This is a genomic window from Nostoc sp., assembly GCF_036917235.1.
Taxonomy (GTDB): domain Bacteria; phylum Cyanobacteriota; class Cyanobacteriia; order Cyanobacteriales; family Nostocaceae; genus Nostoc.
Genome location: NZ_JBALDU010000044.1, coordinates 1 through 11,455, shown reverse-complemented (window position 1 = coordinate 11,455; position 11,455 = coordinate 1). Strand labels below are relative to the sequence as shown.

General features: G+C 43.2%; 12 protein-coding genes. 6 read left to right on the top strand and 6 right to left on the bottom strand.

Translation table 11 applies throughout. From position 1 onward, the window contains the following. The first annotated feature begins 85 nt into the window (after positions 1-85). Complete coding sequence (locus V7K44_RS15395; RefSeq protein ID WP_334932821.1) at positions 86-574, top strand: orotate phosphoribosyltransferase; 489 nt, start codon at positions 86-88, stop codon at positions 572-574. 75 nt (positions 575-649) lie between these two features. Here the strand turns inward: V7K44_RS15395 and V7K44_RS15390 are convergent, their stop codons facing one another. Next, on the bottom strand, positions 650-931 hold the full coding sequence (locus V7K44_RS15390; protein ID WP_334932819.1) for a winged helix-turn-helix transcriptional regulator: 282 nt from the start codon (positions 929-931) through the stop codon (positions 650-652). A gap of 221 nt (positions 932-1,152) precedes the next feature. On the opposite strand from V7K44_RS15390, the gene V7K44_RS15385 reads away from it, so the two are divergent. Then, complete coding sequence (locus V7K44_RS15385; protein ID WP_334932817.1) at positions 1,153-1,770, top strand: FMN-dependent NADH-azoreductase; 618 nt, start codon at positions 1,153-1,155, stop codon at positions 1,768-1,770. 89 nt (positions 1,771-1,859) lie between these two features. Here the strand turns inward: V7K44_RS15385 and pdxH are convergent, their stop codons facing one another. After that, the gene (pdxH, locus tag V7K44_RS15380) at positions 1,860-2,504 is read right to left on the bottom strand and encodes a pyridoxamine 5'-phosphate oxidase (RefSeq protein WP_334932815.1); all 645 of its coding nucleotides are present in this window, start codon (positions 2,502-2,504) and stop codon (positions 1,860-1,862) included. Between the two features lie 127 nt (positions 2,505-2,631). Between pdxH and V7K44_RS15375 the strand changes: the two genes are divergently transcribed. The 3 genes from V7K44_RS15375 to V7K44_RS15365 all read left to right on the top strand — a co-directional run bounded on the left by V7K44_RS15375 (position 2,632) and on the right by V7K44_RS15365 (position 6,464). Continuing rightward, positions 2,632-3,717: an AI-2E family transporter gene (locus V7K44_RS15375; RefSeq protein ID WP_334932813.1), complete on the top strand. Its 1,086-nt coding sequence runs from the start codon at positions 2,632-2,634 to the stop codon at positions 3,715-3,717. Positions 3,718-4,073: 356 nt separating this feature from the next. After that, positions 4,074-4,904, top strand: a complete 831-nt coding sequence (locus tag V7K44_RS15370) for a ScpA family protein (protein ID WP_334932811.1) — start codon at positions 4,074-4,076, stop codon at positions 4,902-4,904. A 390-nt stretch (positions 4,905-5,294) separates the two neighbouring features. After that, the gene (locus tag V7K44_RS15365; RefSeq protein WP_334932809.1) at positions 5,295-6,464 is read left to right on the top strand and encodes an NDP-sugar synthase; all 1,170 of its coding nucleotides are present in this window, start codon (positions 5,295-5,297) and stop codon (positions 6,462-6,464) included. Positions 6,465-6,543: 79 nt separating this feature from the next. Here the strand turns inward: V7K44_RS15365 and speA are convergent, their stop codons facing one another. Then, the gene (gene speA, locus V7K44_RS15360) at positions 6,544-8,559 is read right to left on the bottom strand and encodes a biosynthetic arginine decarboxylase (RefSeq protein WP_334932807.1); all 2,016 of its coding nucleotides are present in this window, start codon (positions 8,557-8,559) and stop codon (positions 6,544-6,546) included. Positions 8,560-8,790: 231 nt separating this feature from the next. Here speA and ndk point away from each other — a divergent pair, with 231 nt between their 5' ends. Next, a complete protein-coding gene (gene ndk, locus V7K44_RS15355) occupies positions 8,791-9,240 on the top strand; it encodes a nucleoside-diphosphate kinase (protein ID WP_289797237.1) in 450 nt (149 codons plus the stop codon). A gap of 71 nt (positions 9,241-9,311) precedes the next feature. Here the strand turns inward: ndk and V7K44_RS15350 are convergent, their stop codons facing one another. The 3 genes from V7K44_RS15350 to V7K44_RS15340 all read right to left on the bottom strand — a co-directional run bounded on the left by V7K44_RS15350 (position 9,312) and on the right by V7K44_RS15340 (position 11,354). Then, entirely contained in the window at positions 9,312-10,034 is a 723-nt protein-coding gene (locus V7K44_RS15350; RefSeq protein ID WP_334932805.1) for a TerC family protein, read from the bottom strand. A gap of 242 nt (positions 10,035-10,276) precedes the next feature. Beyond that, positions 10,277-10,927, bottom strand: a complete 651-nt coding sequence (locus V7K44_RS15345) for an OmpA/MotB family protein (protein ID WP_334932803.1) — start codon at positions 10,925-10,927, stop codon at positions 10,277-10,279. A gap of 31 nt (positions 10,928-10,958) precedes the next feature. Next, on the bottom strand, positions 10,959-11,354 hold the full coding sequence (locus V7K44_RS15340) for a hypothetical protein (RefSeq protein ID WP_334932801.1): 396 nt from the start codon (positions 11,352-11,354) through the stop codon (positions 10,959-10,961). Positions 11,355-11,455: the final 101 nt, after the last annotated feature.

The window sequence follows — 11,455 nt, the reverse complement described above, 5'->3', positions numbered from 1 at the left end:
TTCTGTCATTCTTTTACAGTAGTCAAGGCGTTATTTGAGCTATCGATTCATTGTCAAGTTTTTGACTTCTCTAAACTTCATGAGTATGGTGTTTTCTCATAAATCATTTAGGATTGCTATATCTGACCATTACTTTGATAAATATCAGTTTGAATCTAATCCTTTGTTACTGAAGCAGTTAGCTAAAGAAATGGTAAAAAAAATTCCACCAGACACGGAAATTTTAGCCGGACTGGAATTAGGGGGAGTTCCTTTAGCGATAGCAATTTCATTAGAAGTTGAATTACCAGTTGTCTTTGTTCGGAAGACAAAAAAAGAATATGGTACTGAGAAGCTAGCAGAAGGAATTGATATCCAAGGAAAAAAATTGTGTATCATTGAAGACGTGATTACAACAGGTGGTCAAGTTGTAAAAAGTACCGAGGCGCTGCGTAATGAGGGAGCGATCGTGGACTCCGTAATTTGCGTAATCTGGCGCGGAAGAACGGAAGACAATAGTCTTGAAAAAGCTGGTATTCAAAAACTTCCTCTATTTGGTATGGAGGATCTTTCGGTGTGGATGGAACTGTCTTGAAGCCCACAATCAAAATATCTCGGACAATAACCCTAAAAATACTTAGGTTTGAGATAAAACTTGTGTAATTTAAGCTTAAACATTACTATTGCTATGTTCTCGTTGTTCGCTGCCATACCAACGTTCAGCAAGTCCATTGAGTTGATGAAGGATTTCAATGAGTTGCTGTCCGCGTTCTGTAAGACCGTAAGTGACTTGAGGTGGGATAGTTGGTTCATACTGGCGATAAATAATTTCTGCTGCCTCAAGCATCCTTAGTCTTTCTGTCAGCACTTTGGTTGAGATACCCCCGACCTGGCGCTTCAATGCACCAAAGCGAATAGCCCCGCGATTACACAACACCCATAGTATGTACATTGTCCAGGACCCCGATAATAAGGACATCAAAATACTTATTGGGCAAGCATCAGAATTTGCAGAAGCAGACATCGATAAGTTAGCCAAAATTATCCAATAGTTACTTTATGGGAACTACTTTACTTTGGTAACTACTTACTTTTAGTATCTGACGTAATGCTTTGAAATAGAGACTCAAAGAAAAGTAAAAGCAGAAATCTTAGCTAATCAGGAGATATTTGGTGGTAAACATTCTACATATTGATTCCAGCCCCCGTGGTGAACGATCGCACTCTAGAGAATTATCCAAAGAATTCGTCAGTGCTTGGAGGGCAGCGCATCCTGAAGATGCGATCGCTTATCGAGATTTAGGGCATTACCCAGTTCCTCACGTTAATGAAGCTTGGATTGCGGCGGCATTTTCACCACCAGAAACCCATACCCCAGAATTAACTGAGGCACTTAGGGTTTCTGACGAACTGGTTGATGAGTTTTTGGCAGCCGATCGCTACGTCTTTGGCGTGCCAATGTATAACTTTAATATACCTTCCACTTTTAAGGCTTACATCGACCAAATTGTTCGCATTAATCGGACTGTTGCCTTAGATGCTCAAGGTTTTAAAGGGTTAGTCGAAGGTAAAAAGGCAGTTATCATCACAGCTCGCGGCGGTGACTTTAGCCCGACATCTCCTGCTGCTGCATACGACTTCCAAGAACCCTACCTGCGGACGATTTTCGGCTTTATTGGGATTACAGACATTCAATTTATTAACGCTAATAGCCTGAATGAAGGTGATGCCCGTACCCAATCTCTATCAGAAGCAAGAGCAGCAATTCAAGATGCGATCGCCCAGTGGTAAGAGGAACGCAGGGGGCAGAGGGGCAGAGGAGAAAAACTGACTGCAATTTCTCCCCTGCTCCCCTGCTCCCCTGCCCCCTTGCCTCTTCTTCAGGGTGACAATCGCTCAATTTTCCAAGTGCTATTATCTAAACGGCTATAGAGTAAGCGATCGTGCAGACGGCTAGGGCGTCCTTGCCAAAACTCAATTTCTGTAGGGATGACTCGTAAGCCTCCCCAATGAGGCGGTCGAGGAATCTCCTGATTTTCATATTTGCTCTGGAATTCCTGCACGCGTCGCTCAAGAACTTCTCGGCTTTCTATCACCTCGCTTTGATTAGATACCCATGCACCCAAGCGACTTTTGGCAGGGCGACTTTCAAAATACTGGTCAGATTCAGTTTCGGAAACTTTCTCCACATACCCCGAAATTCTGACTTGACGTTCCAGTTCTGCCCACCAAAAGACTAAAGCCGCCTGGGGATTTTCAGCCAGTTGTTGTGCTTTGTGGCTGTTGTAGTTTGTGAAGAAGGCAAAGCCCCGTTCATCAAAATCCTTGAGCAGCACCATTCTAGCTGAGGGCTTACCGTCTGGTGTGGTAGTGGCAATGGTCATGGCATTGGGTTCAGGGAGTTGTGCTGCTAGTGCCTGATCGAACCATTTTTTAAATTGGATAAAAGGATTGAGTTCTACTTCGAGTTCGCTTAAACCTTCCAAGGTGTAGTCTTTGCGAAGGTCAGCTACCGTTTTGTCCATTGTGATTTGTTTCCTTGCTATCAGATACGCTTATATATATCTTTGTCAAAAATATCTATGATGATAATCAGTGCCATCAAGAATTTGACAAATTCTCTGAATAAATATCTAAAATAGGTTGCGTCAGATGCGCCGTTCAGCCTCCCTTCAACGCTTGTTAATTTATGGTCTGAGCGGTCCGATTATCGCTCTTAATGTCTGGTTGCTGTCTGTGCTTTTTCGCTATTTCCAGCATCCTATTACTGTATTGAGCATTGCGACGATTCTGGCTTTTCTTTTAAATTACCCGGTTAAGTTCTTTGAACGTGCTCAGATCACCCGCACTCAGGCGGTGATCGTAGTTTTACTCGCAACATTAACCCTGTTTGGGATTCTGGGCGTTACCCTAGTGCCGTTGATCATTGACCAAACAATCCAACTGTTAAAGAATATCCCTGATTGGTTAGGTGCCAGTCAAGCAAACCTAGAGCAGTTTGAACTGCTAGCAAAGCAACGACGTTTGCCAATTGATCTCAGGGTTGTGAGCAGTCAAATCAATGCCAACATTCAGAATGTGGTGCAACAGCTAGCTTCTGGTGCAGTGGGATTTGCTGGAACACTGCTTTCAGGATTACTTGACGTAGTGTTAGTTATTGTGCTTGCATTTTATATGCTTTTATATGGCGATCGCGTCTGGTATGGTCTGATCAATCTTTTGCCTTCTAACATTGGAGATCCCCTCACCACATCCTTGCGCCTAAACTTCCAGAACTTCTTCCTCAGCCAGTTATTGCTAGGACTGTTCATGGTGCTAACTCTGACACCAATTTTCTTAGTGATGAAGGTGCCCTTTGCCCTGTTGTTTGCCATATTAATCGGTATCTCAGAACTCATTCCCTTTATTGGGGCATCTCTGGGTATTGGTCTGGTGACAATTTTAGTACTACTGCAAAATTGGTGGTTAGCAGTTCAAGTTGCGATCGCGGCAATTCTCATGCAGCAGCTTAAAGATAACCTGTTAGCTCCCAGGTTACTCGGCAATTTTATCGGACTGAATCCCATCTGGATTTTTGTGGCTATTTTGATGGGATTTGAGATTGCTGGGTTGTTAGGGACACTTGTTGCTGTTCCCATAGCTGGTACCATTAAAGGCACTTTCGACGCTATTAAGAGCGGTAAGCCGAGTGATTTTGTCTCAACTGTCACTATTGGTCGCGATCCGCCCCCTGATTAAGGTAGCAGCACTTCTCTATGAGACGCTGCGCGTAGCTTGCTTCCCCGGAGGGGTACGGCTACGCTCAGTGACCAGGGAGCAAGGGAGAAGTTGCAGTAAATTTTTCCCCTCTGCCTCCCGCACCCCGCCCCTCTGCCTCTTTTCAATGCCCAATGCCCAACTCAAAAGTTGCACAATCCAATATCACAATTCACAATGGTGATCGATTACAAATTTTAGAGGATACTGGCAGCAGGCGATTTCTGAATAAAAGAAGCACAAGCGAATGTATACAGTACACGCTTTGCCAATAGTCAATTAGTTTAGTGTTGAATTGACAGTATTTTGATTCTCATTAATTAACTTAGAACTTGTTGATGGAAGCTTCCGAGCTGTTAGAAACAATCACATTTTTGATTTACCAAGCCGAACAGGGTGAAATTGATCCTTGGGATGTCCAAGTGATTGAGGTGATTGACCGCTATTTAGAACTGATGGCACCAGGGGCAATAACAAGAGGCTATGAAGCCGACTTGTCTCAATCTGGACAGGCATTTTTATCAGCATCAATGTTGGTATTATTCAAAGCCAATACCTTGATGCAATTGTCAACAGTCGGAGATTCACAAGATGGTATAGAAGATGATGCCCTCTTAGAAGGTGAAGACGGTGTATTACATCAGGGTCATCGTCTACCATTAGAACGGCAATTGCGTCGTCGTCCAGCGGCAATGCCGCCACCAAAGCGCCGGGTGACTCTGCAAGAGTTAATCGAGCAATTGCAGATTATGGCGAACCAACTGAAACTGGTAGAAAAAGTCAGCAAACCTATCCGTCCCAGGCGTCAACCTAGCGTCCAAAGTATGCGGGAGGCGCTGGAGTTAGCTCACCAGGAAAATCTCACAGAAGTCGCTGGAGAACTGGAGCAGGTGTTGAAATTGTCGGCAAGAGAGCTAAGTTTAGAACACAATTGGGTGAATTTAGAACAACTTGTAGAATTGTGGACCAAGACAAAGCTTTTCAAGCAAAATGGGTCTGGACACGAGTCTGAACACAGTAACCTAGTTAGCGTTTTCTGGGCACTGCTATTACTCTCGGCTCAATCGAAAGTAGAGCTACTTCAAGAGGATTTTTATCATGAAATTAAAATTCGCTTAATTAGAGATTCAGCTCATATCGGCAAGCCTTTTGAGAATCCGATGAACTAAGTCCATGAAGAGTGCTGTTAGCGGCAGGGGGGCGTTTAGCCCGTGCTGAGTTGAAAGGAGTCGAAGTGAAGCAGGAAGTAAAGTGAGTCCTTGGCATCAAGAAGATTTCAGGCTTCCTTGTGAGAAAAATAGGAATTTATTTATGGGATTTTCCTCCTGGCTCCAGCATAGCTGCTGCCTACATTGTCATAGATTTTTGATTCAGCCCCAAAATCCGAGTAAATTGAAAAGATAAGCGATCGCTTGTCATCTAAGTATACCGATGGTTGTAATAACCACTAAATTCCTGTTATCCCTATTCTGGGGGATGACTTAGACCAGAAATAAAAACTGATGATTAAGTATCACTCGATGAAAGTAAACTGGCTTGTGGTTGAGGAATAAATTTTTATGAAAGCGATGATTCTCGCGGCTGGCAAGGGTACTCGCGTGCGTCCGATTACCTATACAATTCCCAAACCAATGATTCCCATCCTGCAAAAGCCAGTGATGGAGTTCTTGCTGGAACTGTTACGCCAACATGGATTTGACCAAATTATGGTCAATGTTAGTCATTTGGCTGAGGAAATAGAAAACTATTTCCGTGATGGTCAGCGGTTTGGGGTGCAGATTGCCTATTCATTTGAAGGGAAAATTAATGACGAGGGTAAACTGGAGGGAGAAGCAATTGGTTCTGCTGGAGGGATGCGGCGTATCCAAGACTTCTCACCCTTTTTTGATGATACCTTTGTGGTTTTGTGCGGTGATGCTTTGATTGATTTAGATTTAACTGCGGCGGTTAAATGGCATAGAGCTAAAGGGTCGATCGCTACCATTATCACTAAATCTGTCCCCAAAGAAGAAGTTTCTAGCTATGGTGTGGTTGTGACTGACGAAGAGGGTCGTGTCAAAGCTTTCCAAGAAAAACCTGCAACTGAAGAAGCCCTTAGCACCAACATCAACACAGGTATTTACATCTTTGAGCCAGAGGTTTTTAACTATATTCCCTCTGATGTTGAATATGACATTGGTAGCCAATTATTTCCCAAATTGGTAGAAATCAAAGCTCCCTTCTACGCCATTCCTATGGACTTTGAATGGGTAGATATTGGTAAAGTCCCAGACTATTGGCGGGCGATTCGTGGTGTGCTGCTGGGTGAAATCAAAAATGTGCAAATTCCTGGTCATGAAGTCGCCCCCGGCATCTACACTGGTTTAAATGTTGCCGTAAATTGGGACAAAGTGGATATCACAGGCCCCGTTTACATTGGTGGTATGACGAGAATCGAAGACGGAGCTAAAATTGTCGGCCCAGCGATGATTGGCCCCAATTGTTGGATTTGTAGTGGCGCAACAGTGGAAAACAGCGTCATTTTTGAATGGTCGCGCCTGGGCCCCGGAGTCCGGTTAGTCGATAAGTTGGTATTTGGACGTTATTGCGTAGATAAAACTGGCGCTGCGATCGATGTTCAAGCTGCTGCTTTAGACTGGCTGATTACCGATGCTCGTCAGACACCTCCATCACATACCCCTGTTGAGCGACAAGCGATAGAGGAATTGTTGGGGACGAACGTAAATTAGGGAACAGGGTATAGGGAATAGGAAACAGGGAACAGGGAACAGGGAATAAATCTGTAACCTATACCCTGTAACCTATACCCTAACTATTTAAGTACGTATATCTTCTAAGACTTTGCTCGTAGGTTTGCAGTAGTCGCTGAGATTCCGCTAGGGTAATGCGCTTTTCTTCTAATGCTTTCTCGCAACGTTGGCGAATGTTTTCCACCATATCTTCGGAGTCATACTGGACGTAGCTTACCACTTCACTCATGGTGTCGCCTTTGACAACGTGTTCAATCTGGTAGCCTTTAGGCGTCAATTGAATGTGAACAGCGTTAGTATCCCCAAAGAGGTTGTGCAAATTCCCCATGATTTCTTGGTAAGCTCCATTCAAGAACATTCCCAAATAATAGGGTTCTCCAGGTTTGTAGGTGTGCAACTCTAAAACCGATTTGACATCGCGCAAGTCTATAAAGCGGTCGATTTTACCATCACTGTCGCAGGTGAGGTCTGCCAAAATTCCCCGCCGTGTTGGTTCTTCATCTAAGCGGTGGATTGGCATGATCGGGAATAGTTGATCGATCGCCCAACAATCTGGTGCTGATTGGAACACTGACATATTCACGTAGTAGATGGAAGCCATGATTTTTTCCAGGTCTTCCAGTTCATCGGGTACGTATTCTTGCTGTCTAGTTATGTTAAGAATTTTTTGACAACAAGCCCAGTAGAGACGTTCGGCTTTGGCTCGTTCTCTGAGGCGTAAAATTCCTAAGTTGAAGCGGCTGATGGCTTCTTCTTTGAATTGTGCGGCGTCGTGGTACAACTCTTGGTAATTCTCTTGGTTGATGGATTGGTAGCTTTCCCAAAGATAATTAATAATTGGGGATTCTCCCTCTTGTGGAGGTTCTGGGTTGTCGAGAGGGACATCACTAGTACTGAGAACATCAAAAATCAGCACCGACTGATGGGAAGCGATCGCTCGTCCACTTTCACTAATCAGTGTTGGTACGGTAATCTCTCGTTCTGCACAGGTATCTTTTAACTCTGCCACGATGTCGTTGGCATAGTTTTGCATATTGTAATTTTTCGATGCATAGAAGTTGGTTTGGGAGCCATCATAATCTACGCCCAAGCCGCCACCAACATCAAGGTATTTCATATCTGCTCCCAGCATTGCCAATTCCACATAAATGCGGCTGGCTTCTTGGATGGCATCTTTAATCACATTAATCGCAGAGATTTGTGAGCCGATGTGGAAGTGCATCAACTGCAAAGAATCGAGCAGGTTAGCTTCGCGTAACTTGTCAACAGCCTCGATTACTTCAGGCATTGTCAAACCAAATTTAGCGCGATCGCCGCTAGAAGTTCCCCAACGTCCCATACCTTGGGTACTGAGTTTAGCACGAACACCTAATATTGGCTTAATACCTAACTGGCGATTGGCATCAATCACCAAATCAACCTCTTCAATCTGTTCTAAGACGATAATTGGTGTTTGCCCTAATCTTTGGGCTAACATTGCCGTTTCGATGTATTCTCGGTCTTTGTAGCCGTTGCAAACTAACAATGCTCCTGGTGTATCCAACACAGCTAGAGCAATCATTAATTCTGGCTTGGAACCTGCTTCTAAACCAAATTGATGGGGTTTGCCAAATTTCACTAAATCCTCAATCAAATGCCGTTCTTGATTGCATTTGACGGGAAACACGCCACGGTAGACACCAGGGTAATTGTAACGAGCGATCGCTTTGGCAAAACAAGCATTCAACCGCTCAATCCGGTCTTCCAAAATATCGGAAAAGCGAATCAACATGGGAAGTCCCAAGTTGCGCTGTTTCATGGCGTTAACCAATTCAAACAAGTCTAAAGAACCCCCGTGATCGCCCTTGGGTGACACAGTTACGTGACCAGCAGCGCTAATGGAAAAATAGGGTTGTCCCCATCCTTCAATGCGGTATAATTCTTCACTATCCTCAATTTTCCAGGAGTGAGGTAAATCTCCTGTGGTAGGACTAGGTGGTAACAGCTTTTTTTGCTTATGATTTTTCACTTCTTTTTGTCCATTGGACGGTACTTGTTCCACCTCGTCAGATGTAGCAGTTGACTCAACACCCATTTCTTCCTAACCTCTGTTTTGCACCCACGAGTTAACAATTTAGCGCATTCATCTAGGAACGTATATGCACCCAAAGATAATTTCTGAGATAAACTCTGATTGGTCAAGAGTCTTCTGTCATTAGTGATTAGTCGCTAGTCATTAGTCAAGAGTGCAAAACCCTTAGACAAAGAACAAAGAACAAAGGACAATTGACTAGATAAAAACTTTATTAAGCTTTGGGAGATCGCAATGGAGCGCACATTTTTAGCAATTAAGCCTGATGGCGTACAAAGGGGGTTAGTGGGGGAAATTATCCGTCGCTTTGAAACTAAAGGTTTTACCCTCGTTGGTTTAAAGTTACTAAAAGTCAGCCGGGAATTGGCTGAACAACACTATGGCGTTCACCGAGAACGTCCCTTTTTTGGTGGTTTAGTCGAATTTATCACTTCTAGCCCAGTGGTGGCGATGGTATGGGAAGGTGATGGTGTTATTGCATCTGCCAGAAAGATTATTGGTGCGACAAACCCTTTAACAGCAGAGCCAGGAACGATTCGCGGCGATTTTGGACTGAATATTGGTCGCAACTTAATCCACGGTTCTGATGCTCCAGAAACCGCGCAACAGGAAATTGCCCTGTGGTTTAAGGATGAAGAATTGGTCAGTTGGCAACCACACTTAACGCCTTGGTTGCACGAGTAAGATATTAAGGGAGAGGGGAGAGGTTACAGGTTACAGGGAATAGATTATTCCCTATTCCCTATTCCCTCTTCCTACTTCGAGACTTCGCTCTTTTCCGGTTCTATTTGGGGTGATTCAGTACCAACGCGCTTGGAAAATCCCCAGCCTAAAATCAGGAAGATGGCAGCAATCATGATCCATTCTGGTGGAACTAAACTATCGTTAAGTACTTTCAACAATAAGCGCAAGCCCACCAAGGCTACAGTTACATAGCCTGCATCTTCTAGGTTTTCGTATTCGTCTAGCCAACGAATGAATAATCCTGCCATGAATCGCAACGCAATAATACCAATTGTTGCACCCGTTAGCACTAGCCATTTTTCTTGAGAAACTGCGATCGCAGTTGTCACGCTATCCAAAGAAAATGCCAAATCTGTAAATGCAATCACAGGTATCGCTTGCAACAATGAATTAAAACGCGGCCCGTGATGGCGATCGTCCTTTGATTCTTCCGAGGTGAAGTGTTGGAATACCAACCACAGCAGATAAGTAGCGCCCAATAATTCAAATTGCCAGAATTGTTGTACCCAAGTGGCAGTGAGAATTAGGGAGATTCGCAGCACATAGGCAACGACTAAACCAAAGTTCAAAGCTTTACGCTCAAGTTCTTTGTCTTCCAGCCCCCTAGCGATCGCAGCCAGGGCGATCGCATTGTCGGCAGATAACAGCGCCTCTAAAAGCACCAAGATCGCCAGAACTATAAGTGCTTCAAGGCTGAAATGAAAGTCGAGGTAATCAAAAATTTGGTCTAGCATTCCGGGTTTCTCAAGCAGAAAAAATTAAAATTTGACAAGATCAGAGATTTATATATTAAATAGCGCAATAAATTGTCACTCTAATTCAGCTTAACGTGCTTGTGGTGCATTTTGAAGAGGGTTGAATGTGTGCGATCGCAGTGGCAGTGGGGTAATTTGCGTATAAGTCAATACATCCAAAATTTTAACATCTAGTGATTGTGCATCAGCAGTCTCTATAAAAATTCTTAATTATTTCTCCTTTAAAGAGAGGTTTTTACGATATCTTTCTTTAACTCATCACTGCGAAACTGAAAACGGAAAACTACCTTGCGATCGCTTGGGTTATCACGTGTTTTATCAGATTCAATTTCTCCACGACCAGCAGCTAATATTTTTTGGCTTAAAGGTGCTTTTGTAGGGAAATTCATATCATAGAAAATGTAATTGTAAACTGATGCCGCTCGCAACAAGCTTAGTTGTAGATTGGTTTTATCGTCTCCATCTGAGCTAGTGTGACCTTCTATAACTACGCGGCTAATTTCCTGCTCAAATTCTGGTTTTGAGAAAATCACCCCACTGTAAACGGGAATAAAGCGGCGTAGAAAGGCTTTACCATCTGGTTTAAGCTCGGTACTTCCCTTGGCAAAAAGAATTGATTCTTGGATACTTATATCCCCGGTTTCTGGATTAACTTTGACATTGATATTGTTGCTTTTCATTTGTCCGACGACATTACCAATTACTACCCGTTTTGGTGCATCCTTTTCTGCAAGCTGGAGTAGTACAGTGATAAATAGCAAAGCAAAAAACATTAGTAAACTAGACATCATATCGGCAATAGACAAATAGATACTAGAATCATCATCGGGAATTTCTGTATCCACAAATTCGTCGCTGATAAAATCAGCCATTTTAATTACTCCATTGGTAATTTAGTACTTATTATTTGCTTGCTGCTACCAGCACTTCTGCTGTTTTGAGTAAATCTCCACAAACTCTAGCCATCGAAGTATCTGCTTGTTTGAAAAAGCTTTCCTGTAAGTTAACAGTCCTTTGCATAGAAACTTCAAGATGACCCTGCCAAGACTGAAGGCTATTGTCAAATTTTTGATTCAAATCTCTATATGAATTGTCCACTCTTTGCACTTCCTGACCAATACCACGAGCAAGATTTTCTAGTTGAATTAGTCGTTGTGTATCGTTTAATCCAACTGCACAAACTAACTTGTTAATTTCTTCGACAGATTTCTGAATTTTAGTCATGCTTACGTCTACTTCTTGAGTCAATTTGCTACGTCTTTCAAATTCCTCTCGGAAGACTTTATCAAGATTGTTCACAACCTCAGATACAGCATTTACGGCTGTTATGAGGTACAGTAGCAGCAACTAGCAAACCAGTTTCTTAAATGTTGAGGATTTATTAAATTGAGTGCAACTGA